This is a genomic window from Hymenobacter pini (genome assembly GCF_020421205.1).
Taxonomy (GTDB): Bacteria; Bacteroidota; Bacteroidia; order Cytophagales; family Hymenobacteraceae; genus Hymenobacter; species Hymenobacter pini.
In genome coordinates, this window is record NZ_JAIZZH010000002.1 from 94,792 (window position 1) to 119,352 (window position 24,561).

At 60.0% G+C, this 24,561-nt stretch carries 27 protein-coding genes; 14 read left to right on the forward strand and 13 right to left on the reverse strand.

Annotation, left to right across the window (positions count from 1 at the left end; genetic code table 11):
- Window positions 1-54: 54 nt before the first annotated feature.
- Window positions 55-669, reverse strand: coding sequence for a DUF6624 domain-containing protein (locus LF252_RS06755; RefSeq protein WP_226268813.1), 615 nt, complete (start codon window positions 667-669; stop codon window positions 55-57).
- 169 nt (window positions 670-838) lie between these two features.
- Window positions 839-1,171, reverse strand: coding sequence for a hypothetical protein (locus LF252_RS06760; RefSeq protein WP_226268814.1), 333 nt, complete (start codon window positions 1,169-1,171; stop codon window positions 839-841).
- Window positions 1,172-1,432: 261 nt separating this feature from the next.
- On the opposite strand from LF252_RS06760, the gene LF252_RS06765 reads away from it, so the two are divergent.
- The 5 genes from LF252_RS06765 to LF252_RS06785 all read left to right on the forward strand — a co-directional run bounded on the left by LF252_RS06765 (window position 1,433) and on the right by LF252_RS06785 (window position 5,541).
- The gene (locus tag LF252_RS06765; RefSeq protein WP_226268815.1) at window positions 1,433-1,753 is read left to right on the forward strand and encodes a hypothetical protein; all 321 of its coding nucleotides are present in this window, start codon (window positions 1,433-1,435) and stop codon (window positions 1,751-1,753) included.
- A 277-nt stretch (window positions 1,754-2,030) separates the two neighbouring features.
- The gene (locus tag LF252_RS06770) at window positions 2,031-2,417 is read left to right on the forward strand and encodes a hypothetical protein (RefSeq protein WP_226268816.1); all 387 of its coding nucleotides are present in this window, start codon (window positions 2,031-2,033) and stop codon (window positions 2,415-2,417) included.
- Between the two features lie 116 nt (window positions 2,418-2,533).
- A complete protein-coding gene (locus LF252_RS06775; RefSeq protein ID WP_226268817.1) occupies window positions 2,534-3,004 on the forward strand; it encodes a BLUF domain-containing protein in 471 nt (156 codons plus the stop codon).
- A gap of 143 nt (window positions 3,005-3,147) precedes the next feature.
- Window positions 3,148-4,992 carry a PAS domain-containing sensor histidine kinase gene (locus tag LF252_RS06780; RefSeq protein WP_226268818.1) on the forward strand — a complete coding sequence of 615 codons (1,845 nt, stop codon included), beginning with the start codon at window positions 3,148-3,150 and terminating at the stop codon, window positions 4,990-4,992.
- A 129-nt stretch (window positions 4,993-5,121) separates the two neighbouring features.
- On the forward strand, window positions 5,122-5,541 hold the full coding sequence (locus tag LF252_RS06785) for a BLUF domain-containing protein (protein WP_226268819.1): 420 nt from the start codon (window positions 5,122-5,124) through the stop codon (window positions 5,539-5,541).
- Between the two features lie 103 nt (window positions 5,542-5,644).
- Here LF252_RS06785 and LF252_RS06790 read toward each other — a convergent pair whose 3' ends face one another.
- Together LF252_RS06790 and LF252_RS06795 are read right to left on the reverse strand one after the other, a co-directional pair.
- Complete coding sequence (locus LF252_RS06790; RefSeq protein WP_226268820.1) at window positions 5,645-6,538, reverse strand: DNA/RNA non-specific endonuclease; 894 nt, start codon at window positions 6,536-6,538, stop codon at window positions 5,645-5,647.
- A gap of 54 nt (window positions 6,539-6,592) precedes the next feature.
- The gene (locus LF252_RS06795) at window positions 6,593-7,003 is read right to left on the reverse strand and encodes a hypothetical protein (RefSeq protein ID WP_226268821.1); all 411 of its coding nucleotides are present in this window, start codon (window positions 7,001-7,003) and stop codon (window positions 6,593-6,595) included.
- Window positions 7,004-7,238: 235 nt separating this feature from the next.
- On the opposite strand from LF252_RS06795, the gene LF252_RS06800 reads away from it, so the two are divergent.
- The gene (locus LF252_RS06800) at window positions 7,239-9,305 is read left to right on the forward strand and encodes a tetratricopeptide repeat protein (RefSeq protein WP_226268822.1); all 2,067 of its coding nucleotides are present in this window, start codon (window positions 7,239-7,241) and stop codon (window positions 9,303-9,305) included.
- On the opposite strand, the gene LF252_RS06805 is transcribed toward LF252_RS06800, so the two are convergent.
- Window positions 9,302-9,709 carry a hypothetical protein gene (locus tag LF252_RS06805; protein ID WP_226268823.1) on the reverse strand — a complete coding sequence of 136 codons (408 nt, stop codon included), beginning with the start codon at window positions 9,707-9,709 and terminating at the stop codon, window positions 9,302-9,304. The genes LF252_RS06800 and LF252_RS06805 overlap by 4 nt on opposite strands.
- Before the next feature lie 246 nt (window positions 9,710-9,955).
- On the opposite strand from LF252_RS06805, the gene LF252_RS06810 reads away from it, so the two are divergent.
- The 5 genes from LF252_RS06810 (at window position 9,956) to LF252_RS06830 (ending at window position 15,511) form a co-directional block, all read left to right on the forward strand.
- Window positions 9,956-10,633 carry a hypothetical protein gene (locus LF252_RS06810; protein ID WP_226268824.1) on the forward strand — a complete coding sequence of 226 codons (678 nt, stop codon included), beginning with the start codon at window positions 9,956-9,958 and terminating at the stop codon, window positions 10,631-10,633.
- Window positions 10,634-10,699: 66 nt separating this feature from the next.
- Window positions 10,700-11,689 (forward strand): PspA/IM30 family protein, encoded by a 990-nt coding sequence (locus LF252_RS06815; protein WP_226268825.1) that lies wholly within the window; start codon window positions 10,700-10,702, stop codon window positions 11,687-11,689.
- A 174-nt stretch (window positions 11,690-11,863) separates the two neighbouring features.
- Window positions 11,864-13,642 (forward strand): OmpA family protein, encoded by a 1,779-nt coding sequence (locus tag LF252_RS06820; RefSeq protein ID WP_226268826.1) that lies wholly within the window; start codon window positions 11,864-11,866, stop codon window positions 13,640-13,642.
- A gap of 178 nt (window positions 13,643-13,820) precedes the next feature.
- The gene (locus LF252_RS06825; protein WP_226268827.1) at window positions 13,821-14,597 is read left to right on the forward strand and encodes an ABC transporter permease; all 777 of its coding nucleotides are present in this window, start codon (window positions 13,821-13,823) and stop codon (window positions 14,595-14,597) included.
- Between the two features lie 83 nt (window positions 14,598-14,680).
- Complete coding sequence (locus tag LF252_RS06830) at window positions 14,681-15,511, forward strand: ATP-binding cassette domain-containing protein (protein ID WP_226268828.1); 831 nt, start codon at window positions 14,681-14,683, stop codon at window positions 15,509-15,511.
- Between the two features lie 13 nt (window positions 15,512-15,524).
- Here LF252_RS06830 and LF252_RS06835 read toward each other — a convergent pair whose 3' ends face one another.
- On the reverse strand, window positions 15,525-15,941 hold the full coding sequence (locus LF252_RS06835; RefSeq protein ID WP_226268829.1) for a DUF3592 domain-containing protein: 417 nt from the start codon (window positions 15,939-15,941) through the stop codon (window positions 15,525-15,527).
- 9 nt (window positions 15,942-15,950) lie between these two features.
- On the reverse strand, window positions 15,951-16,391 hold the full coding sequence (locus LF252_RS23140; RefSeq protein WP_394370400.1) for a YbbC/YhhH family protein: 441 nt from the start codon (window positions 16,389-16,391) through the stop codon (window positions 15,951-15,953).
- Between the two features lie 82 nt (window positions 16,392-16,473).
- Here LF252_RS23140 and LF252_RS06845 point away from each other — a divergent pair, with 82 nt between their 5' ends.
- On the forward strand, window positions 16,474-17,832 hold the full coding sequence (locus LF252_RS06845) for a sigma-54-dependent transcriptional regulator (RefSeq protein WP_226268830.1): 1,359 nt from the start codon (window positions 16,474-16,476) through the stop codon (window positions 17,830-17,832).
- Window positions 17,833-18,086: 254 nt separating this feature from the next.
- Window positions 18,087-19,868 carry a sensor histidine kinase gene (locus tag LF252_RS06850; protein WP_226268831.1) on the forward strand — a complete coding sequence of 594 codons (1,782 nt, stop codon included), beginning with the start codon at window positions 18,087-18,089 and terminating at the stop codon, window positions 19,866-19,868.
- 307 nt (window positions 19,869-20,175) lie between these two features.
- Here LF252_RS06850 and LF252_RS06855 read toward each other — a convergent pair whose 3' ends face one another.
- Window positions 20,176-20,949: a molybdopterin-dependent oxidoreductase gene (locus LF252_RS06855; RefSeq protein ID WP_226268832.1), complete on the reverse strand. Its 774-nt coding sequence runs from the start codon at window positions 20,947-20,949 to the stop codon at window positions 20,176-20,178.
- Window positions 20,939-21,652 (reverse strand): cytochrome b/b6 domain-containing protein, encoded by a 714-nt coding sequence (locus tag LF252_RS06860; protein WP_226268833.1) that lies wholly within the window; start codon window positions 21,650-21,652, stop codon window positions 20,939-20,941. Before LF252_RS06860 ends, LF252_RS06855 begins: the two co-directional genes overlap by 11 nt.
- A 93-nt stretch (window positions 21,653-21,745) precedes the next feature.
- Here LF252_RS06860 and LF252_RS06865 point away from each other — a divergent pair, with 93 nt between their 5' ends.
- Window positions 21,746-22,159 (forward strand): EamA family transporter, encoded by a 414-nt coding sequence (locus tag LF252_RS06865; protein ID WP_226268834.1) that lies wholly within the window; start codon window positions 21,746-21,748, stop codon window positions 22,157-22,159.
- A 71-nt stretch (window positions 22,160-22,230) separates the two neighbouring features.
- Here LF252_RS06865 and LF252_RS06870 read toward each other — a convergent pair whose 3' ends face one another.
- From LF252_RS06870 to LF252_RS06885, 4 genes are read right to left on the reverse strand one after another with little or no spacing between them, the layout of a single operon-like run.
- On the reverse strand, window positions 22,231-22,659 hold the full coding sequence (locus tag LF252_RS06870; RefSeq protein ID WP_226268835.1) for an EamA family transporter: 429 nt from the start codon (window positions 22,657-22,659) through the stop codon (window positions 22,231-22,233).
- A gap of 1 nt (window position 22,660) precedes the next feature.
- On the reverse strand, window positions 22,661-23,086 hold the full coding sequence (locus LF252_RS06875) for a DUF4259 domain-containing protein (protein ID WP_226268836.1): 426 nt from the start codon (window positions 23,084-23,086) through the stop codon (window positions 22,661-22,663).
- Window positions 23,079-23,525: a hypothetical protein gene (locus LF252_RS06880; protein ID WP_226268837.1), complete on the reverse strand. Its 447-nt coding sequence runs from the start codon at window positions 23,523-23,525 to the stop codon at window positions 23,079-23,081. The genes LF252_RS06875 and LF252_RS06880 overlap by 8 nt, the downstream gene beginning before the upstream one ends.
- Before the next feature lie 13 nt (window positions 23,526-23,538).
- Window positions 23,539-24,528 (reverse strand): NAD(P)H-dependent glycerol-3-phosphate dehydrogenase, encoded by a 990-nt coding sequence (locus LF252_RS06885; RefSeq protein ID WP_226268838.1) that lies wholly within the window; start codon window positions 24,526-24,528, stop codon window positions 23,539-23,541.
- Window positions 24,529-24,561 lie beyond the last annotated feature (33 nt).

A 24,561-nucleotide genomic window follows, 5' to 3' on the forward strand; every position in this document is an offset into this window, starting at 1 on the left:
CCAACGCGCCGCGTAACCAAAAGGGTTCATCCAGCGCCTGACTACCGGAATCGTCTACTTCGGCTTATTCATCTGCTCGTGCATCGACGTCATCATGTCCAAATACTGCTGCAGCGGCTCCATCCCCAGCGCAGCCCGGCGCTTATCCACGTTCTTGGGGTCCCGTAATAAGCGGGATACGGCCTTGCCTATCCCCGGGCCTTTGTATTCCAGCTGCGTACCGTACTCCTGCGGCTGGCCCGCGCCCACGGCCACCCGGTCGATCAGGTAGGCGTAGTTGACCCCGCTGGCGTTCTTGCGCTTCACCTCTGGCAGCATCAGCTTCAGCACCTGCCGCTGAAATTCCGGATGCGCGTCGGCGTGCTGCACCAGCAGCCAGAAGTTAGACGAGCTTTTCTCTCCTACCTGTCGGAACCCCGGATACCCCACCTGCCGCACGATCTTCTCCAGCACGGGCTGGTGACGGGCGTAGTTCTCCTTCTCCACCTGCACCAGATTTCGGCCCGCACTGTCGGGCTGCTGCTTAAACAGCTGCTGCATCGGCCACTGATCTACGTACGCCAGGCTATCGAGCGTCTTGCTCAACTTCGGATACAACACGGGTTTGATCTGGGCATTGGCCCCTAGGCTCAGGCCCCACAGGGCCGCTACTACGAAAGGTCGTTTCATCCCCGGTAAGCTAGCAAATCCAGGAGAATCTCAATTTACACTGCTTATCTCAGCACACAACCTCCCCGAAAGACACCGCTTCTAGGCTAGCTTGCTTCTTGGTTGTACAATATGCAGCCCCGTCCTTTACCGGGACGAGGCTGCATGCTGTGTAGGGGATGTAGTTTGATTAGTAAGCCTCCTCAGCTGGGCGGTCCAGCCCGTCGATGAAGCCAGTCCAGAAATCCACGTTGTGTTGATCGTTATCAGAAGCAGCCTGCGAGCGAGCCTGACAGGCCCGCTGGTATTCGCTCTCAATAGCAGCCGCGTAGGCGGGCGTGCCAGCACCGTATTGGCGGGCGTAGTAGTCGCGGTAGCCTTGGCCTGTCGCCAGACCACTGTAGTAATCGGGCGGAGATGCTGCTAATTGCCGGAACGGGGCAGCCGCAGCCTGCACGGGAGCCCCTGTCAGGCCGCCGAATACCAGCCCGCACAGGGCCAGTGAATACACAATGCGCTTCATACTAAAAGGAGATGGAGTGAATGAATAGGCCGGCAAGATGGTTGCCCGCCGCAACGCTGCCAAGGCCAATCTTCGCGGAAATGTGACGTCGGACTTGAATATGACCAGCAAATACCGGCCAGCCGCCTCAGAACCCCTTTTGCCGCCCCACCTGGTGGCACCTGATGTCACAATCGGCAGCAAACCGGGGTTGATTGAAGCCTGAGCTGCCACTAGCTTGTCACACCGTTTACCCATCCGTCACATTTTACTATCTTTCGTATGAAGCGTCTTTTAGGTATTCTTCCCTTGGCCGCAATGCTGGCCTTTGTTCCTGCCATAACCCAGGCAACTCCCCAGCTGGCAGAGCGCACCTTAATGACAGCCGCCTTTCCAACTGAATCCTACCAGGCCGGCTACCATATTGGTATAAGCGACGCGCAATACTTTGCCGATGCGTATGCCAACGGTAGCATATCCTATCAGAGTTACCTCTACAACGTGGAAGCGACACGAGCCCGCGTCGAACAACTACGCGACGAAGCAGCAGTAGGCAGCGACGAGTGGGCCTATTTCAATGGCTACCTCGATGGTTTCCGCTAAGCCACGCTCATCCTAAGCACGAACAGCGCAGCCTTTCATACGGAGAGCTGCGCTGTTCGTGCTTAGGATGAGCATTGTATCAGCAAACAAATGGCGTCAACAAAAGCACCGCTGCTACTGAACACCTGGCAACGCCCCCCGCTTCTGACAATCCAGAGGTCTATTCATTGCCTCCTGTGGTGAACTGTGACGACCCAAACGCTTGCAGAGCCTAATTTGCAGCAAGTCTTGCTAAAAAAGTTAGCCGTTTGTACTTTTACTAAAAAGTCTGCTTCTTATGGCTAGCTCCAAATCCCGTACCGTGGTGCTGGACCCGACCAGTGACCTTCCGCTTTTGGCGCCTGCTTCCGGGGAGGAAACAATTGAAACCAACGACGCCATTTGCCCGGCATGTGGAGAGCTGCTGGCGTGGCATGAACAAGCGTGTCTGGCCTCGTCGGCAGCCACCTCAGTTCAGTCCGCTACCTCAACGGCCAGCACTTTCGAGTATGAATTGGGCCAGCCCGTGCGCCCGGCCGGGCAGCCAGTGGCCCGGCGAATTGTGTGGCGGGGGCAGGTGAAAGAACGGCGACCCGATACGGGTTGGCTGCATCGGGTAAATGTGTACCGCCTGGATGATGGTTACTGGGACTGCTACCACGAAACCGAACTGCAGGCGGCGTAAGTGTACCGGGTAGTGAGGCGGAAATTCGAAAACCAAGCCTATCTTCCGTGCGTTAGTACCGGCTACTGAACAATAGGCTCCTCATGATTTCACACAGCAGCCCCTCGCTTGAGGGCATGAAACATATTGTGTATATAAGCCGCGCAGTTCGTCCACTGTCGGATACAGACCTGCAGCAGCTGCTTGACCAATGTCGGCGGGATAATGCCCAGAACGGCATCACCGGCATCCTGTTTTATAGCCACGGCAACATCGCCCAGCTGTTTGAGGGGGAGCCGCGCACCGCCGACGCCTTGTTTGACCGTATTGCCGTAGACGGGCGTCATTCGCACGTGCGCAAGCTTATTGACCGTCCGATTGTAGAGCGGAGCTTTTCCGACTGGTCCATGGCATTTCACCCGTTGGAGCCGGCTGGTTTCGAGGCTTTGCAGGGCTTTCTGCTGCCGCACCATGTGCCCGCCGTGCCCCAGTCGCTCTCCATTGCCGATGCCATGCTGGTAGAGCTGGTACGGCTGGCCGTATTTGGCCCCGATCCTTCTCAGCCTTTCCACCACACCTTGCCCGTTTTTCCGCTACCTGAGGAATAAAATACGTGTCGATATTCCCACCCATTCAGTACCGCGTAGTATCTTGCTAAGCTGAACAGTACCTGCCGATACTGTATGAGCCGCCCGATAGCAGCGGGCCGTGTATCTTGACCCAGTTAATGACGTCCCCCCCCTTTGAGCAAATGCTTCGCCAGCTGCAGGCAGGTGTAGCAACACTGGCTGGTACCGACCTGCGCTACAGCTTCGTGAATACCCTCATGCACGAGTTGGTGGGCACTAACGCGGAGGGCAAGCGGGTAGCTGAGCATCCAGGACATTTTCCGGAGGCATTCGTGGAGGTGCTTCCGCGCATTCTGGCCAGCGGGGAGCGATACGTGGCTAAATCCTGCGCCTGCGGCCCCCGGCATGCCAACGGGCATTCCCGCTGCTTCGATCTATCGGTGGAGCCTTACCATATGGCCGATGGCGTGGTGGCGGGCCTGTTGATTCTGGCCGTGGATGTAAGTGAGCAGGAACAGGCCCGGCAGCGCGCCCACGAGTTGGCCCTCACCACCCGCCACCTCGACGCCCGCCTGCGAGTACTCACGGAAACGGCCCCGCTCATTACCTTTTCTACGGATGAGAATGGCCTAGTAACGTACGCTAGCCCCCAATGGTACCGCTTCACGGGGCAGCCGCCTACTGCTGATTTAACGGCCATCTGGCCCCTGCTTATCCATCCCGATGACCGGCTGCGGGTGCTCTACGAGGCCGAAGCGGCACGGCGCACAGGTACGGGCTGGAGCTTTGAATACCGGCTGCGGCGCTACGACGGGCAATATCGGTGGATACTGAGCCGGGCCCTGCCCGAAGTGCACCCGCCCGACCCACCCGTATTCTGGCACGGGGCCCTCACGGAAATTCACTCCCAGCGGGAGCTTAGCGAAGCTCGTCGCCGGGGTGAGGCTGCCTTGCAGTTCCTGGCCGATAGTATTCCGGAGCTGGTTTGGACGGCTTCGGCTGAAGGCTTAGTTGATTACTACAATCAGTACACGCTTGACTACACTGGCCTGACCAAAAAAGAGTTGGGACCCACCGGCTGGGTGGGTTTGCTGTACCCGGAGGAGCAGGCCGCTGCGGCCCGCCGCTGGGTGCAAAGCGTGGCCAGCGGCGAGGATTTTGAGGGCGAATACCGCCTGCGCCGCCACGATGGCTCTTACCGCTGGCACACCATCCGGGCCCGGCAGCTTAGCGACGAAACCGGCCCCCGCTGGTTTGGCACCTGCTCCGACGTGGAGGAACAGTACCGGCTGCGTCAGGTACTCCAAACCCAGTACGACGAGCTGGCCCGCGCCCACCACGACCTAGACACGTTTGTGTACGCCGCCTCGCACGACCTGCGCCAGCCTACGCTCAATCTGCGGGGGCTATTTGATGAGCTCCGCCGCTCCGCCACCTTCGCCGACCCCGAACAGGGCGTGATGCTTCGTATGGTGGACGCGGCCCTGGGACATCTGGATACGGTTCTGACGGACCTGGCAGCCACCGTACGTACGCAACGGCAGCAACAGGAACCTATCGAGTTTCTGGATATGGCGCTGGTGCTGGAAGAGATTCTGCTGGGCCTGCGCCCTCAGATTATGCAGCGGGGGGCCCGCATGGACGTGCAGGTGCTGGAAGCGCCCGGGCTGTACTACAGTCGGGCCAATCTACGCTCTGTAGTGCATAACCTCGTCAGCAACGCACTTAAATTCAGTCATCCGGCCCGGCCACCGCATGTGCTCCTGCATGCCTACCTCACCCCGGACGATCAGCCCGTGCTGGAAGTGCGCGACAATGGCTTGGGCATGCACATCGAAAACCCCTTGCAGCCGGTTTTTCAGCTGTTTGCCCGCCAGCACACCCACGTTGACGGCACCGGCGTGGGCCTGTACCTTGTGCAGCGGATTGTGAGCAGCCAGGGAGGGCACGTAGAGGTAGCCAGCACGCTGGGCGAAGGCACCACGTTTACCATTTACTGGACCAAACCAGCGGCCGGCAATTCTTAACCAAGATTTTGGCATGGCAGCAACCTTTCCGGGCGCGCAAAAGTTGTAGTAGCAGCCAGCGCTTACTGACGAGCTACCTGGTTGTTGAAAGGGGCTTGCGCAGCGCAAGCCTGCCCCTTACTCGCCCGCATGCACCATATCATTTATTTGAGTCGCCCCACTGCTGCCTTGAGCAACGAGGAGCTGATGCACCTGCTCGACGCGGCCCGTCGCACCAACCAGGCGCTGGGCATTACAGGCATTCTGTTTTACGGAGAAGGCCAGATTGCCCAATTGCTGGAAGGCGAACAACAGGCTGTGGAGCAGGTATACGCCAAAATCTGCGCCGACCCCCGCCACGCCGACGTCATCAAGCTGGCCGATAAGGATATTCCCGCCCGCGCCTTCGATTCGTGGGCAATGGCGTATGAGCCCGTTACGGGCCAGGCATTCAAGGCCGTGAGCGGTTATCTGAACCCGCATCAGGCGCAGGTGCCGCCCGCTCAGCTCACCGCCGCCGATGCCTTGCTCTACGACCTGATCCGGAACACGATAACTCCGCAAACATAGCGTCGGCGTCAGCCACACGTTTTTATTGGCAAAAAGTCAGGCCGCGCCTAACTCCCGAAATCGGGGTGAGACGCGGCCTGCTGCTTAACGAGGCGGCAGAAGCCTATATACTTCCCGTATCCACGCGGCTTTCCACTATTTGTTGCACGGCCGGGTCCACTGCCGACAGCAGGTCGAGGCCGGTGGCGGCTTCAATGGCATCCACAGAGGTGCGGTATTGCCCCCAGTTAGTGTTGATGGAATTGTCGTTGGGCGTATCCACGGCAATAACCCGCGTTTCAGCCGTTACGCGGGTTGCGTCCTTGTCGCCGGTGGGCAGAATCACCACCACTTTCCAGATGCGGGCGGGCACGGTTACGCGGCCTTGGTCGAGGGCAGTTTTGTAGCCGCTGGAGCCGGTACCGCCTTTGCCGTAGCTGCCGCAGATGATGTACAGTTCGTTGCTGCCATTGGATAGCTGGGCCCGGCTGAAGTTTTCCAGGTTGGCCCAGGTCTGCTGATTGTTACGCGGCGCCTGGGGCATCATATTCGTCATCAGAAACGTAGCCGAGTTGTCGGCAGCCGTCGATGTCCAGTCGGCGGACGGGCAGTTGTGCCCCCGGTCGAAGCCCGAGCCGCTGTAGCTGTTGGCCTGCACCTGATACCAGCCAGCCGGTAGCGTTGCATCGGGCCGGAAATCATCCTGCCGGTCAACGCTGCCCCGGTGCGAGATGGTCAGGTGCCAGCTCACCCAACTGGGAATACCCCGGTCCCGGTGGTAGCTGAGGGCGTACTGCGGCTTCAGCAATAGGTAGTTGGTAGGCTGAGCCTCATCCGCAACGGCCCCACTGGGGTTGCCCAGGGTAAGGTGCTCGGGTAGCTCCACGGGCGGAGTAACCGGCGGCGGGGTTGCGGGGGCGGGGTCAGAGGTAGTGGCGCAGGCACTCAGCCAGAGCGCGGCGGGTACAGCCAGAGCAATAGGTAAACTCCGACGGAAGGCAACAGGTGTGTAGAGCATACCCCAAAGGTACAACCTCATTCTCAGCCAGTGGCCCGTGCTCGGCCAGCCCACCTACTGCGCCAGCAGCCACTCAATAGCCTGGGCTTCGCGGGAAAAGTACTGCCGGTGGACCCGGCTACGCGTATAGGCCGCCTCCAGCGTAGCATCAGGCACCATGCCAGGCTCGGCTGCAGTGGTCAGTACGGCGCTCCACCGGTAGGCTCCCTGCCCGGTAGCGCGCGGCAGCCAGCTGCTACTCAGCCACTGAATCATTTCCGGTGAAAAAGCCTGGGTATGAGTCAGCACCCGGCCCCAACCCGTTTGTTTCAACAGGTGCAACACCTGCTCAAACAGGTGTTGCACCGACGCTTGGTCAGGAGGCTCCGGGGCCCAGACAATGCGCAAAAATCCCTGAGAGTCGGCGTAGAGCTGGCCCGCTGCATTACCGTATAGCAAGCGGGGTGGTGTTGCGGAAAAAGGCATTGAACGGGGACAGAGGGCCCCGCCTCCTTAACGGGAAAAGCGAGGAAAGCAGGGCCAGAGCAGAAACGAAGGTGTGTAGGAGACAAATATATCGTGCGGGTGAGTTAAAGCCTGTTCTGTTCCTGAAAAATACCATTATAATCGTGTTATTTGTGGGTTGTTCGTCCAGCGTATTTTTCCGCCGGCCCGTTGCGGCAGTTGCCTCGTAAGCCACTGTATTTTGCCGTTGATTTTCATGATACACCGTTTCCCGGCTCTGGCATGCGCCTTTCTGTACCTGTTGCTCGGCTTCAGCGCTAAGGCCCAAAGTCCCCAGACCCGGCCGCTGCAACACCGCCTAGCCGCTGCTACCTCCGATACTGCGCGGGTGCTGCTCCTAGCCGACTTAGCCGCTACGTACCGCTATTCCCGCTTCGACTCGCTCCAGGAATATGCACAGCGCGGCCTGGCCCTGGCCCGGCAGATTGGCTACCCGAAAGGAGAAAGCCGCAACCTGGCCCGTTTGGCCATCTTGCCCGGTGAGCGGGGCAACCTGCCCCAGGCCCTGCGCCTCGATTTGCAGGCTCTGCACTTAGCCCAGGCCAGCCACGACGCGGAGGGCACCGCCCGCCTGCTTAACCAAACCGGCCTGCTGTATTTCGCCCTCGATGATTACCGGTTGTCGCTGCGGTATTACTACCAGGCCCTGCGCCTCTACCAGGCCACTGCCGCCCCCGATACCTCCCAGCTGGTAAGCGTACTCACGAACCTGGGCGCCAGCTACGAAGGCCTTCACAAATACGATTCGGCGGCCTTTTTCCTCAACAAAGCCTGGAGCCTGACCGTCCACTCCCGCTCCGTGCACCGCAGTTGTTGGGGTAACCCGGCTCCGTACGTGCTGCGCGAGCTTGGGCTGCTGCAGCAGGCCCAGGGCCACCCGGAAGCAGCGTTGTCATTCTACCGCCGCAGCGCCCGGGCAGCGCTGCCCGAAAACGACCGGCGCAGCGCCAGCCGCACATTTCAGTACATGGCCGAGCTGTTTCAGGACCGCCACCAAACGGACTCCAGCATCTACTACGCTCAAAAATCGTTGGCCCTGGCCCAGACCCTCCCGTTTATGCTGGGAGTGGCCCGCAACAACAAGCTTTTGACCGAGGCGTTTGAAACCCTGCACCGCCCCGACAGCACGCTCCGCTACCTGCGGGCTATGCTGGTAGCCCAGGACAGCCTGTACAACCCCCGCCGGATTAAACAGCTGGACGCGCTGGAATTTGCCGAGCAGCAACGCCTGCAGGAGCTGGAAGCAGAACGGGAGCAGCTCTACGAGCGAGTGTGGCTGGCCGCGCTGCTCACCGGCCTAGCTGGACTGCTGGTAGTTTTGGTGGTGCTATGGCGCAACAACCGCCAGCAGCGCCAGGCCCACCAGCAGCTGCACCAGCTACACGACCAGGTCAGCATTCAGACCCAGGCCCTGACTTCCCAGCGCGACGACCTGGCCCGGACGCTGCAGGAGCTTAAAATTGCGCAGAGCCAGCTGATACTGCGGGAAAAGATGGCCACGCTCGGCGAACTGATGTCGGGAGTAGCCCACGAAATTCAGACTCCGGTGAACTGCGTGCGAAAGTTTGCCGCCATCAGCGTGGAGCTGTGCGAGGATGTGCGCCAGGAGCTGCATAAACTGACCCTTCCGGTTATGGAGCAGGAAATTGTGGACGAGATGCTGCAGAATCTTGGGCAGAATCAAGCCAAGATTGCCCAGTACGGGCAGCGGGCTGAATCCATTGTGCGCGGCATGCTGGAATACTCTCAGGATGGCACCGCCCCCCGCCAACCCACCGACCTCAACCGCCTGGCCGAAGAGTACCTACGCCTAACGTACCAGGATTTACGCACCAAAAACCGGCATTTCAACGTGGCACTGCTGGTGCGGCTGGATCCCAATGTCCCAGAGGTGCCGGTAACCCGCCTGGATATTGGCCGGGCGCTGGTGGGCATATTCAGCGCGGCCCTGCTGGCCACGCAGCAACGCCTGATCCACGCCGACGATGAGTACGTACCCCAGATTGAACTCAGCACGAGCTACACGCAGGAGCACCTGCGCATTCAAGTGCGCGACAACGGCGACGGTTACGCTCCGGAAACGCTGAGCACGTTGTTTCAGCGGTTTCAGGGAGGCACCGATGCCCATCTGGGGCTGGCCCTGAGCTACGACATCATCACCAAAGGCCACGGCGGCACACTGAGCGCCCAGAGCAAGCCGGGCAGCGGCACCACTTATATTATCTCGTTGCCGATAGGCGACGCAGCTTTGGCGGTGGCTTAAGGTTGCTGCTGCAGCCAGGCGGCGGCTTCGCTCGCTTCGGTAAACGTGCGATACACCAGCGGCATATTCTGCACGGAGGTGGTGATGTACGCCGTGGCCAGCCGGGCAAACACGTTTTCGGCCACTACTACGGCGCCGTACCGGTACCCGCCCTCCTGCACTGCCCGGGGCAGCCACTGCTGCACAATCCACTGCTGCTCGGCGGTGGTGAAGGCTTGCATCTGCCGCTGGTCCACCAGGATTTTATGCCAGCTCCGGCGCTGCAGCGCCAGCACCATGTGATTGAACAGAGCCCGAAACACCAGGTCGTCGCGTTCCGCTGAGGACCACTCCACCCGTAGAAATCCTGCGGGATCTTCCAGGAGCCGGCCGGCTTTGTTTTCAAAGTACAGGGAAGGGTGCATGGAGCGCATAATGAGCGCAAAGTACGCGTGAATTCCCCCGTTTTCAGCATGCTAGCCCCTACCATTCCGATAACCAACCCTTCCAAAACGGAAGGGTTTTGTGTTTTAAAGCCCTAGTCATTAACGCTATAAAAAATCACAATAATCTAACAAACAGTCTATTAACCGCAAAAACATTCCCTATTACCAGGCTTCGGCACTGCGCTTGGCATGAGGGCTATATCCCTGAAAAACTCCTCCGTAGCAATGCCACTCTTCGACAACATCGCCAAAGCCGCTAAAGACTTCTTCATTGAGGAAACCTCGCCCGAGGGCCCGTCGGTAGCGGCCCCGCGGCCGTTGCCTGGGCTGGCAGGGGCCGGTAGCCCGGCTCCGGGTGGGCAGGCCACACCATCGACTGTTGCCCAACCCGAGCAGCGCCACCTCGACCACATCCGGCAATTGCTGGCTGGCGACGGGAAGGACTTCATGGCTTTCACCAAGATGGTAAGCAGCCTGCAGGCCAGCGGCCTCAGCGGCCCCATCCTGTACCAGACGGCCTTCAACGCCTTTACAGCCGTGACGGGGCTGGACTTGCCGGCGCTACTGCAGTCAAGCGAGCAGTTTGAGCTGAAGCTGACCTCGGACCGCAACGGCATTCTGGAGCGGCACCGGGAGAAGGTGGGCGAAATCCGGATTCCAAACGTGCCGCCCAGCCCCTTGGTGCAGCTGCAGTTGCAGGAGCAGCAGCTGCAAACCGGCTTGGCCGACCTGGCCCGGCAGCTGGAAGAAGCCCAGCAGCGCCTGCAGGCCGTGCGCCAGGAGCTGCAGCAGCAACAACAGAAAGCCACGGCCGCCCTGGCCTCCTACGAATTAGCCCACGCCACCGCCTCGGCCGAGCTAAAGGCCCATCAGCAGGCCGTGCAGGCCTTTTTGCTGAAGTGAAGCGGAGCCAGCCGCGGCAAAATCCTGGTCCTTCCCTCCGACTTCTAACCTTTCACTATTACACCCATGAACTCTCTTTCCACTTCCGATTTTAAAACCGGCGAGCTACCCAAGTGGCAGCAGCCGGAAAAAGTAGCCGGCTGGATTTTTCTGGCCGGACTAGCCGGAGCCGGCGTGTACTGCTGGGGTACCATTGTGCCTTTCCTGGTCGAAATGGTATTCGATACCGTGAAGCTGGGCATCGGACTGGGCGTGCTGCTAGCCTCCTTCCTGATTCTGACCAGCCCCCGGGTGAAAGCCGGGCTCTGGTACGCGGGGCAGCGCATTTTCCGCACGGCCGCCGGCATCTTCGTCAACACCGACCCCATCGGCATCATGGAGGACTACATCAAAAGCACCTCACAGGAGGCGCGTAAGATGGAGGAAGAAGTGGGCCACGTGGAGGGCGCCCACGAGTTGGTGAAGCGCAAGCTGGAAACCAACACCCAGCAGATGCGCGAGTACCTGCAGCTGGCCGACGCCGCCACCCGCCAGCGGGAGCCCGACGCCGCCGAGCAGTACGCCAGCCGCGCCGCCCAGCTGCAGGAGTACAACCAGCGCCTGCAGCCCATGCTCACCACCACCCAGAACGTGAGCCTGGTGATGCGCCAGATTCTGAAAGCCGCCCTGCGCCAGATTGACGGCAGCAAGTTCAAGGTGAACCTGCTCAAGGACGAGTACCAGCTGGTAAAACGCACCAGCTCCGGCATGCGGGCCGCTATGAACATCCTGCGCGGCGACCCGGACAAGAAGTACTTCTTCGACCTGGCTACCGACCGGGTGGCCCAGGATATGGCCCAGCAGCTCGGCCAGATCAAGCAAGCCATGCGCTACAGCCAGGAGTTCGTGAAGGAAATAGACATCCAGAACGGGGTAATGAGCGAGAAGGGCCAGCGCCTGCTGGAGAAGTACCAGAAAGGCGACTTCAACGCCCTGCTCGACGAAAAGGCGGCTCCCATGACCACCGCTCAAACCCGCGTAGCCACCAACGACGCCTACAAGAGCCTGCTGGACTAACCAGCCTCTGCACCCCGGGCCTCCCAGGGCTGAAGCCCTGGGCTACGCAACGCTTCAAATGCCCGCTCACGCCTCAACATTCCCTCTAACTAGCCCAGGGCTTCAGCCCTGGGAACCGGGAACCGCGTGCTGAAATAGCAACGAAAAACAATCAACCAAAAACGAATAACGACAATGACAACCCGTGGTAAACTGGTACTGGGCGTCCTTTTTGCGGCGCTGCTGTACTTCGGCATCAACAAGCTCGTGCAGAGCGGAGTACTGTTCAAGAAAGCGGCCACCGAATCGGTGCTGCTGAGCTCCATTAACTTGCCGGCCAGCGCCGGCGGCTCGCGCACCAACGTGGCCGTGCCCCTGGCCCCGCTGCCTTCTGAAACGCCGGCCGGTAAGGGCACCCCGCTGGTGTGGGAAGTAATGGCCTGGAACTCGCAGATGGCCGGCATGCTGGCCAACGGCGGCCCCCGCACCACCCAGGGCTCCAGCATGGCCGCTAATGGCCTGGATATGCAGATTGTGCGCCAGGACGACGTGGCCAAAATGCAGGCCGACCTGGTGAAAAACGCCCTCGACCTGCAGCAAAACCCCGACACGCCGGGCCTGCTGGTGAGTATTATGGGCGACGGGTTGCCGGCCTTCTCGGCGGTGCAGCCCCAGCTGGAAAAAGCCGGCACCGGCCTGCAAGTCATTCCCTACTCGGTGGGCAAGAGCTTCGGCGAGGACAAGCTGATGGGCCCCAAGGAGTGGCTCGATAACCCCAAAGCCGCCCTGGGCAAAACCATTGCCTGCTACCTGCGCGACGGGGACCAGAACATTGCCCTGAAATGGTGCGCCGACAACGGCCTGAAAGTGAACCCCGACGAAACCACCTACGACCCCGAGGCCGTGAACTTCCTGGCTGCCTCCGACTTCCTGGTGGCCGCCGAGAAATACATCATTGGCAAGCCCGAGCAGCGGGTGAAAGTGGTAAAAGGCAAGAACACCGGCGTGAAGGTGGACGTAGTAGCCGATGCCGTGGCTACCTGGACGCCCGGCGACGTGAACATTGCCCGGCAAAAAGGCGGCCTAGTGAATATTGTGAGCACCAAGGACTACAGCAACCAGATGCCCAACATCATGGTGACTACCAAGCGGTGGTATGACGCCCACCCTAAAGAAGTAGAAGCCCTGATTACGGCCCTGGCCGTGGCCGGCGACCAGGTGAAAAGTCACCCCGAAGCCCTGAGCCGCGCCGCCGATATTTCCAGTGTGGTGTATGGCGACAAGGACAAGCCCGGCAGCTACTGGCTGCGCTACTACAAGGGCGTGAGCGAGGCCGACCGTAACGGCGAAGTGGTAGAGCTGGGTGGCTCCAAGGCCTTCAACTTCGCCGATAACCTGGCCCTGTTCGGCCTCAATGAGGGCGGCACCAACATCTACGCCGCTGTGTACAAAACCTTTGGCGACGTGCAGCACCAGTTGTATCCGAAGGAGCTGCCCTCCTACGTGCCTCTGGAGCAGATGCTGGACCTCGCGCCCCTGCGCAAGCTGCAGGAGAAATACCGCGGCAAAACCCTGGCTCCGGCCGAGCAGCAGCAGTTTGCCGCTGATGATGAAATTCGCCAGAGCGTGAGCAAGCGGGCCTGGAACATCGAGTTTAATACCGGCCAGAGCTCCTTCACCCCCGCCGCCGAGCAGCAGCTCAACAAGCTGTTCAACGACCTGGTAGTAGCCGGTCGCCTGAAAGTAGCCGTGCACGGCCACACCGACAACGCCGGCGACCCGCAGCGCAACCAGCAGCTCTCCGAAGACCGGGCCCTGGCCGTGGAGCACTGGCTGGAGCAGCGCAGCGCCAGCGCCTTCCCCGCCGGCCGCGTGCAGGTGTACGCCCACGGTGCCCAGGAGCCGGTAGCCTCCAATACCACCCCTGAGGGTAAAGCCCGTAACCGCCGCGTGGAAATTGTGCTGGGCAACTAACTCCCCGTCATTGCGAGGCGAAGCCGAAGCAATCCTTCCTTTTCAAAGCGCGGAACAAGGGAGTTCCCACTAGCCTCTAGAAGGCACCAACAGTAACGCTTTTGAGTAAGCCGAAGCTTCGCACACTGAAAAGGAAGGATTGCTTCGCTCCGCTCGCAATGACAAAAAACACTCCCTCATGAAATCTCTCTTCCTCCCCAACGCCCGGCCGCCGCGCACCACGTTTCTGCTAATGACCGGCGGCCAGGCGCTGGTACTGCTGCTGCTGTGGCTGTGGATGCCCCTGCGCATCTTCCCTTCACTCGGGGAAGTGCTCCGGGCGCTGGCCGACCTGATTACCACGCAAGGCCTCATTCCGGAGCTGTGGGCCAGCATGACCACGGCGCTGCAAGCGTTGGGGGTAGCCACCATACTGGCGTTGCTCATTTCCTACCTCACGGCCCTGCCGTTCTTCCGGCCCCTAGCCTACGCGGCCTCCAAGATGCGCTACCTCACCCTCACCGGCCTCACGTTTTTCATGGCCCTGCTGGTGAGCTCCGGCCACGAGGTAAAGCTGTCGGTGCTGATTTTTTCCACCACCGTGTACCTAGTAACGGGCATGACTTCGGTAATTCTGACCACTACCCAGCAGGAAATGGACCACGCCCGCACGCTGGGCCTAGGCGAGTGGCGCAGCTTCTGGGAAGTGGTGGTGCTGGGCAAGCTGGATGATATGCTGGAGGTGGTGCGCCAGAACTTTGCCATCATCTGGACGATGATAACGCTGGTAGAAACCCTTTATCAATCGGAAGGCGGCATTGGCCTTTTGCTCTACAAGCAAAACCGCTACCTCCACCTCGATGGGGTGCTGGCCATCCAGCTCGTCATCCTCGCCGCCGGTGCCGCCCAGGATTACGTTTTTGGCCTCCTGCGCCGCGTGTTTTTCCCATACTCTGAGTTGGCTGCCGCGCGGTAGATGCCTCGCCAGAACTGTAACTCACCATTTCACTATCTCACCATTTCACTATCTCACCATTTCACTATCTCACCATTTCACCGATGACTTCCTATTTCTACAAAACTCCGGTGCTGACGCTCGACAACGTGTCGATGGAGTTTGCGGGCGAAACCATCCTGCGCGACATTTCAGCCCAGGTGCTGGACGTGAGCCGGCCGGGCATGGAGCAGGGCCAAGTGGTAGGCTTTTACGGCCGCTCGGGGCTGGGCAAATCGGTCCTATGTCGCATTACGGCGGGACTGATGACGCCCAGCCACGGCACCGTGCTAGTGGGCCAGGAGCAGGAAGCTGTGTCGCCCGGTGCAGTGGGCTTCGTGCAGCAGCAGTACCCGCTGTTCAACCACCGCACCCTCCACGACAACCTGCTGCTGGCCGCCGCCCGCAAATACCCCGACGCCACCGAAGCCCGCCGCCAGACCGATGCCTACTTGGAGCGGTTTCAGCTCACGGCGCACCGCCGCAAGTACCCGGCTCACCTCTCCGGCGGGCAGCGCCAGCGTGCCGCCATTGCCCAGCAGCTGCTCTGCTCCGACCACCTCATCCTGCTCGATGAGCCGTTTTCGGGCCTTGATATTGCCATGATTGACGAGGTCAAGAAAATCATCCTCGAAGTAACCACCATGGACGAGCTGAACACCGTCGTCATTGTTTCCCACGACATCCAAACTACCACCGCCCTCTGCGACCGGCTCTGGCTACTAGGCTACGAGCGAGACGCCAGCGGCCAGCTCCTGCCCGGCGCCACCATCAGTCCCGAGCACCAGTACAACCTCGCCGAAATGGGCCTCGCTTGGCACGAAAACGTGGAAGCCGAACCGGAGTTTGTGCGGTTTGTGGAGCACTTAAAGGAGGAGATTCGACAGAGCGCGTAAGAATAGAAACTGGTTACAGGCGTATGGCCCATATGACACCGGTCAATAGCAAAATCAATCCCACCACGCCAAATAGCCATTCAAACCAGATTTTTTCATCGTCTGCTACAATAAAATCATGAGGATTTAGAGCGTTATATCGGACCGATACAATTTGCCCCTCGGTCAAACGGCTAAATGGATTTCCACCGTCATGTCGTAATTCCAGCCATTGTTGATCAACCCAAATCCCAATTACAGGAACATAAATTGTAGCATCATCTATACCTATGCCCTCTTCCATTCTGAGAACTACACCGTCCGCTTGTGCTCCATGGTTCTGAAAGTATAACCGCTTTTGGCGCTGTCGGAAGCCTGTAACAATAAAGAAGGGGCTTGCAAGAATTAGGGCTAGTGGGGCTAAAAATTCCTGTGTAAACCAGTTAGTCATTGCTTATAATCATTTCCCGTGTGTCAGTTCTATCATCCGACTATCCCTGGAATCCAGAATTATTATGAACACACCACCCATCCAGTCCTCTGGTAGCGTGCCCATTACTACCCAATATTTATCAATCAGATATACCTCGTAAGGCCGTTCATGTACAATGTTCTTCTTGCCATACGTCCGAAACAAGATGGGCTCCGCAACTCGCACCGCGGCAGCACTATCTGGTAAAGGTTGTGGTACGGTGGAACACACAACGTTTGCCTCATGCATCAAGGCCTCTTGTAATTGCTCTTTAGCCACTTCTCGTCCCAACCGGCTATGCTTCTGAGCACAGCTGCTGAAGCTATGCGTCAGCAGTAATAGGAAACCATAAAAGCCTAAGCGTAATGACATGAGAGAAATAGCTGGATGAATTGTATGGACGTAAGATACCGGGCCTTTATAATTCATTCTATCATTTCCCAGCAAGCCGGTACTTTCGCACCCGAAGGTTCAATTCTTCAGTTTTAATTCTTAATTTTTAATTGAGTTCATGCCCACCGGTACCCTGCTCCTGATTGACGACGAAGCCCGCCTGCGCCAACTGTTGGCGCGGGTGCTGGAGCTGGAAGGCTACACCGTGCTGCAGGCCCCCGATGCCAGCCGCGGCCTGGAGCTGCTCCAACACCACGCCGATGAGGTGCTGGTAGTGGTGTCGGATGTGAAGCTGCCCGACGGCCACGGCGTGGACCTGATGCCCCGCTACCGCGCCAAGGCCCCCGACTGCGAGATTGTGCTGCTCACGGCCTTCGGCACCATTCCCGACGGGGTGCGGGCCATGAAGCAGGGCGCGTTCGACTACCTCACCAAGGGCGACTTCGAGCAACAGCTGGTGGTAGTAGTAGAACGGGCCGCCGAAAAAGCCCGCCTGCGCCGCCGCGTGGCCGAGCTGGAGCGGCGCATGAGTCAGCGCTACAGCTTTGCCAGCATGATTGGCACAGCCCCGGCCCTGCGTCGCGCCCAGGACCTGGCCCGGCAAGTAGCCCCCACCGACAGCACGGTGCTGCTGGAAGGCCCTACCGGCGCGGGCAAGGAGCTGTTTGCTCAGGCCATTCACGAGGCCAGTGAGCGGAAGCTCAAACCGTTCGTGGCCGTGAACTGCTCGGCTTTCCCCAAGGACTTGCTGGAATCGGAGCTGTTTGGCTACAAAAAGGGCGCGTTTACGGGCGCGCTGGCTGACAAGAAAGGCCTGCTGGAAGAAGCCAACGGCGGCACGCTGTTTCTGGATGAAATCGGGGAGCTGGAGCTGAACGTGCAGGCCAAGTTCCTGCGGGTGCTGGAAACGCGGCAGTTCACCAAGCTCGGCGACACCAAGCCCACCAGTGTGAACGTGCGCATTGTGGCCGCTACCAACCGTAACCTCAAACAGGAAGCCGCCGCTGGCCACTTCCGCCCCGATTTGTACTACCGCCTCTCGGTGTTCACCATCAATGTGCCCAGCCTGCAGGAGCGCGCCACCGATGTACCCGCTCTGGCCGCACACTTTCTGCAGCATTTCGCCGCCCAGCTGCGCAAACGTCTGCCGGGCCTGGAGCCTGAGTGCGTGGAGCTGCTGCAGCGCTACGAGTGGCCCGGCAACGTGCGGGAGCTGAAAAACGTGCTGGAGCGCGCCGCCATCCTCGCCCCCGCCGACCAGCCCCTCGCCGCCGGTTACCTTCCCGACGAATTCCACACCCTGCCCGCCTCCGGCAGCCCCGACGCCGACCCCGCCGACCAGAGCCTGCGCGCCGTGGAAGCCCGCCACATCCGCCAGGTGCTGCACCAGTGCCAGGGCAACAAAACCGAAGCCGCCCGCCGCCTCGCCATCGGCCTGACGACGCTCTACCGCAAGGTGCAGGAGTACGGGCTGTAGTATGTGAAGGTGTGTGGGTAAGCGGGTGTGTGTTGAGGAGTTATTGTCATCCTGAGCTTGCGAAGGACCTTACCACGCCAGAATAGAACAGCTCTGCATCCTCTGCGCCAAACCTCTGCGTCCTCTGCGGGAACCTCGCTACAACGACCCATTGCCGTGTGATAAGGTCCTTCGCAAGCTCAGGATGACAACCTGTTCCTAACCTGCCCCCAACTCCTACCCTCATACCCGCCGACCCTCACACCCTAAAAACAATGTCCCTGAAACTCAAAATCCGCCTCAGCATCCTTACCATGCTGACTTTGCTACTCGGGTTGGGCGGGTATACTTTTTTCACGATTCAGCGGCTGGAAAAGGGGGCGCGAGGGATTCAGCAGGCTAATTTCCGCTCCGTGGAATATGGGGAACAGATGCTGCGGGCCCTGGAGCAGTTGCAGGAGCAGCCTACCGCCCAGCCCCCACTGCAACAGCTGCGCCGCGCCCTCACCCGCGAGGCGGCCAACATTACCGAAACCGGGGAGCTGGAGCTGGTGGACACCCTTACCCAACACCTGGCCGACTACCAGCGCCTGGTGGACGACCAGGCGCCCACGGCCCAGCAACTGATCCGCCTGCACCAGCTCCGCGCCGAAACGCACCGTATGATGCAGCTGAACGCCGCGTCGTTCAACCAGCAAACTGAGCATGTCACCCGACAGGCTGCCCAGGAACGCCGCACGGTACTGCTGCTGCTGCTGCTGAGCACCGCCGTGGGCCTGGGGCTGATTGTACGCTTGCCCCGGGTGGTGCTGCGCCCCCTACGCCGCCTGCGGGCCGATGTAGAGGATGTAGCCAGCCCCGGCCCAACCACCCAGGTATCCATTGCTAAAAACGATGAGGTAGGCGCCGTAGCCCTGGCCCTGAACCGGGCGTTTGGCTACATGCAGGACCAGCGCAGCGTAACGCGGGCAGCCCTGGCCACGGAGCGCAGCCGCCTGGAAAGCCTGATTGAGCACCTCGACGAAGGCCTGCTCCTGCTCGACCCTGACCGCACGGTGCTGCTGGCCAATCCCGCCGCCCGGGAGCTGCTCGGCCGGGAAGCCGCCGATTTGGTGGGCCGCCGCGCCGAGGAGCTGAGCCAGCAAACCGAGCTGCTACATCAGCTGTTCCGGCCCTTGCTGGAGCAGGAAGCCGTGCGCGCCGGCGACACGCCCGCCCCGGTTACCCTCACCATCACTCGACCCAGCGGCGAAACGGCCTATTACCAGCTCACGCTCAACCACATCGTCAGCCGCAACCGGGAAACCAGCCGTACCGAGTTTGTGGGCCACATCCTAAGCCTGCGCAACGTGTCCGACTTCAAGAAGCTGGACGAGGTGAAATCAAACTACCTGGCTACAATTTCGCACGAGCTGAAAACCCCGCTGGCCAGCATCAAGCTGAGTTTGATGCTGCTGCAGGATGAGCGCACGGAGCCAGAGGAACGCCAGCGCCTGGCCGATGGTATTCGGGATGAAACCCAGCGCCTGCTGGGCATGGTGGGCCAGCTGCTGGCCGTGTCAAGGCTGGATGCGGGGGCAGAAATTCAATTTGACGTACAACCCATTCCGCTGGCCGAAGTGGTGAATTATGCCATTGACACCGTGCGGCCGCAGGTAGACGACAAAGAGCTTCGCCTGCGCCTGGAACTGCCCGCCGACCTGCCGGCTGCCCACGCCGACCTGGAAAAAACAACCTGGGTGCTCATCAACCTGCTGGCCAACGCTATCCGCTACAGCCCCCGCGGCGCGGAGCTTTGCGTACGGGCCACCCGCCGCGGTGAGCAGCTGGAGATTGGGGTACAGGACTGCGGCCCTGGTATTGCACCGGAGTACCACGAGCGGATTTTTCAGCGGTTCTCGGAGGTGCCCGGCAACAGCAGCGGCCACAAGGGCGGTTCGGGGCTGGGGCTGAGCATTTCGCGCGAGTTCATTGAGGCGCAGGGCGGGCGCCTGTGGGTGGAAAGCATTCCAAATCAAGGCAGCCGGTTCCTGTTCACACTGCCCAGCGCATTCTGATATCTTCGTTACTGCGAAAAGGCCCATGTCACAATTAAGCGGTACCTGGTCCTGTTCTCATCTCTTTAAAGCCTGTCTGACGCCGCTTGACAGCAACACCAAGGATAATCCCTGAGTGCCAGCACGACGGTGGGCATGTCACAAACTCGCTGAAACTGGGCTTGGCACGAGGCCAGACATGTACCACCTTTGTGCATCCCTCTGGCCTACTCTGCAATAGTAGGCCAACGCCGTCCCCTTTTCCGCAACCAAACAGCACAACCCGAGGCCCCGGCCCCGGGTTGCGCTGTTTACGAACCTTCCGGCCCTACAACCCCGAGTACCAGTCGTAGCCCCGGTCGGCCCAATAATCGGCGGGGCGCTCCGTGGGGAAATCGATGCTACCCAGCCGTTTGATGTGCTTGATACCGTACTTTACGGGCGTTACCAACCGCAACGGTGCCCCATGCTCGGGCGTCAGGAGTTGGCCGTTCATCTCGTAGCAGAGCAAGGTTTGCGGGTGCAGGGCGCTGGCCATATCCAGGCCCACGTAATACTTGCCGTCGGGCGTGGTCATGTACACATAGGGGGCCGAAGCATCGGCCAGGGCGTGCCGCGCCACGAAATCGGCGAAACGGGCACCAGCCCAGGTAACTACCACGCTCCAGCCTTCAATGCATTTGAGTTCGGTGGTCATTTCCACCCGGGGCAGCGCCTGCACGTCGGCCAGCGTAAATTCGCGGGCCGCGCCGCCGTTGGCCGGCGTTATGCGCAAGCGCCAGGCTGCCGGGTCCAGGGCTGATTTGAGCCCAACTTTTCCGTTGACGCGCGGCTCCAGGGCACGGCTTTTGGGAAATACCGGCGCCAGATGAGCGGAGCTGAAATACTCCTCGGCTAGTTGGCCGTTGGCATCCAGCACGCGGCGCAAGGGCCGGGAAATGCCATCGGCTTCGTCGCCGGTACTTACCCAGCGCCAGCCCAACAGCCCCAGCAGCGCGGCGGTGCCGCCCACCACAAAGGCCCGGCGGGAGCGGCGGCGGGCTTCCTGCAGCACCGCTTCGTCGGAGGAATTTTGCGGCGAATTGGGTGAATTAGTGGCCATGCGAGGACGGAATAGATGAATCAGGAGTTGGGGAAGCAGCAGGCTGGGCCGGGTTGTCGACCACCTCAAAGCCCGCCACCATGGAGCGGAAATTGTTCCAGCCAGCGCGCACTACCTGGGCTACGTGTACCACAAAAAACAGCACGTAGCCAATTGTGAGAATGAAATGCTCCATCCGGGCGGCCGCGTAGCCGCCCAGTGCGGTAGTCAGCCAGGCCAGTTGCGTGGGCTTGTAAATGGCCGCACCCGTGAGCAGGGACCCTACTCCCATCAGCACCACGGCCGAGTAGGCAATTTGCTGGGCGGCATTGTACTTGCGCACGGGCGGCGGGGTCTTGCGCAGGCCTAGGTCGTGCAGAATCACCTGGCCCGCCTCGCGCAGGGCGTGGCGGCCGGGCACCAAGGCCCGCCACTCGCCCGAAACCAGCGTGTAGAGCACGTACAGCAGCCCATTGAGGGTAAATACCCACATCAGCACAAAGTGCCAGCTCATGCCCTTAGCGAGTTTATAAGGCATATCGAAGGCCTCGTAAAAGGACTGCGGGAAGAACTTCAGCAGCGTGGTAGAACCCCAGCCGATGCGGTACACATCATTGGCCCAGTAAATCCAGAGGCCGCTCCAAATCATGAGGGCCAGCACCGGAAAGTTTATCCAGTGAAACCACCGAATGGCCAACGGGTGCTTTTCATACAAACGCTTCATGGGGTTACCTACGAGATAAACGGGGCAAACAGGTTCAACGGTAGTACTGGTTTTCGGAAAGCAACGTACAACTCACTTTTACACTGGCTGCTTATGTGGTGGATGTACGCGTTGCTCTCGGCGGTATTTGCGGCTCTCACGGCCGTACTGGCTAAAGTAGGTATCCGGGGCGTCGATTCGACGCTGGCCACGGCCGTACGCACGGTAGTGGTGCTGGTACTGGCCTGGGGGCTAGTATATGCGCAGGGCGGGCTACCGGGCCTAGCCCAGCTTACGCGCCAAAACTGGCTGTTTCTAGCGCTGTCGGGGCTGGCCACGGGCTTATCCTGGGTGTGCTATTTCCGGGCGTTGCAGTTGGGCCCCGTATCCAAAGTGGCCCCGGTAGACAAGCTAAGCGTGGCGCTGGCCATTGGGCTATCGGTGCTGTTCCTGGGAGAGAAGCTCACGTGGCAGACTGGGCTGGGTGCCGGGCTGATTCTGGCCGGAACGCTGGTCCTGATTCGGTAGCAGGCCGACACGGAGCCAGCTTGCCCGATGGCCGGAGCTTGGATTACCTCAACTGTTGATGCGCAAAGCCGCTAGTGCCCCCGGGCCAGCAGGGCAATGCCCACCACAATGCACAGCAGGCCCGCCGCCTGTGGCCACGATAGGGCTTCGCGCAGAACCACCAGCCCCAGCACGGCCGTGAGCAGCACCGAGCCCCCCACAATTACCGGCGTACCCACCGACGAGGGTACGCCCCGGCTGAACACGATAAACGTCAGGATTTCGGCCAGACCCACCCCGGCCCCGGCCAGCACGGCCAGTCCCACGCCTTTGCCGCTCAACTCCAATGGCTGCCCTTTCAGGCGAAGGATAAGCAGCCAAACGCCACCTAATGCTGCTGCCACCAGCTGCAGAATAACAGCCCCGGCCGCCGCCGAAATGTGCCCGGCCGCCAGCTTGATGAAGAAGTTATAGCCCGCCAAGCAAAACGCCGTGAGCAGGGCCAATATCAGCCACGGCACCTTATTCAGCCGCTAAGCGGGCCAGCAAATCCTGCTGCTGCTGCTGCCACTGCGGGTAATCGGGCGAGTTGGCCCACTCCTCCTGCAGCTCCGATTTGCGCACTACGGCTTCCACGGCCTCTACGGCCAAATCAGCTAGGTCGTCATCTACCTCCATGCCATTCACGGCCAGCAGCAAACCGGGCAAAAAATCTTCGGCCGGGTGGCCCAGAATGGCGGCCACAATTTCAGCAGCGGCCAGGGCTTCGGAGGCTTCCGGTATTTCGAGGTAGTCTTCAGTTTCGGCGGCCGTGGCTAGGGCCTCGTACAAAACGGCCTCGTTGGGGTTCTGGCGGAAATTCTCGGCGAAGTCCGCCGCGTCGTCGTTATCGAAGTTGTGGTAATCCCAGGTGCCCATGTGGTGTGTAGTAATGATGAAGTTAGTCAAGAGCAAACAATGCAGTGTCCGGCCCCATAGCATCCTCTACGATTCTCCAACGGCCTCGTTTGGCTGCTATCCATCGATAATCATTCTTATCTGGGGTATGCAGGTTCCATTCCGAATCTTCGGCCCAGTAGAGCGTTTCATTCTGCCACAAACAAACAGCTTGAAAAATGACACTTAGACCGGTATCGGTATTTCGTTCATCCTGTACCCAGTTAAATGTTATTACGTCCTCGAATATCAAATCCAACACTGTATTATCGTTGAATTGACTCTGGAAACGCATCCTTACTATCGTTTGATTATCGAAGTGCATAGCTCGCTTTGTGTCTACGTATTCCCGCAACTGCACTCCTAATTCTTTAACGCAGCTATCATGGAAGCCGCGGTATGTGACCATCATATGGTCAACGTCGGATTGATTTTGCAGCGCCTGCCACATAGAAATAATCTTTCTACTTAAACTTCTCCTTCAGCAGCTCAATCTCAATGGCTGGGGAAATCTTCTCGTAGAGGATGTGGTAGGCGGCGGAGGTAATGGGCATGGTCACCTGCAGCTTGCGGTTGAGTTCGTAAATGCTCTTGACGGCGTAGTAGCCCTCGGCCACCATGTTCATCTCCAGCTGGGCTGATTTTACGGAGTATCCCCGCCCCACCATGCTACCGAAGGTGCGGTTGCGCGAAAACTGGGAGTAGGCCGTCACTAGCAAGTCGCCCAGATAAGCGGAGGCCGACAGGTCGCGGGGCTGGGGATTGAGGGCGTGCACAAAACGGCGCATTTCCTGCACGGCGTTGCTTACCAGTACCGCCTGGAAGTTGTCACCGTAGCCCAGGCCGTGGGCAATGCCGCCGGTGAGGGCAATGATATTCTTCATCACGGCGCAGTACTCAATGCCATCAAGGTCCTCGGCGGGGTTGGCCTTCACGTAGCGGTTGCGCAGCAGCTGGCAGAACTCCTCGGCCAGGTCGGCATCAGGCGAGCCGATGGTGAGGTAGCTCTGTTTTTCCAGGGCCACTTCCTCGGCATGGCAGGGGCCGGCTACCACGCCCAGGCGGGTATGGGGCAGCCGGAACCGCTCGGCCACGTAATCCGTCACCAGCACGTTTTTGCCCGGAATCATGCCCTTGATGGCCGAAATAACCCGCTTGTTCTTCAGCTCGTCGCGGCCCAGCTTGTCGAGGGTACTCTGCACGAAGGCGGCGGGCACGGCCAGCACCAGCCAGTCGGCCTCGCGCACGGCCTCGTCGAGGTCGGTGGTGGGCAGCACCCGGCTCAGGTCGTGGGCCACCGACGACAGGTAGCGCGGGTTATGGCGGGTGCGCAACAGGTGCTGCACGTCGTCCTTGCTGCGCATCCACCAGTGTACGCGGCTACCGTTTTCAGACAGGATTTTCGTGAGAGCAGTGGCCCAGGAGCCGCCGCCGAGCATAGCTATTTTTTCCAAGGGGTGGGATGTGGTGAGATAGTGAGCGGGTGA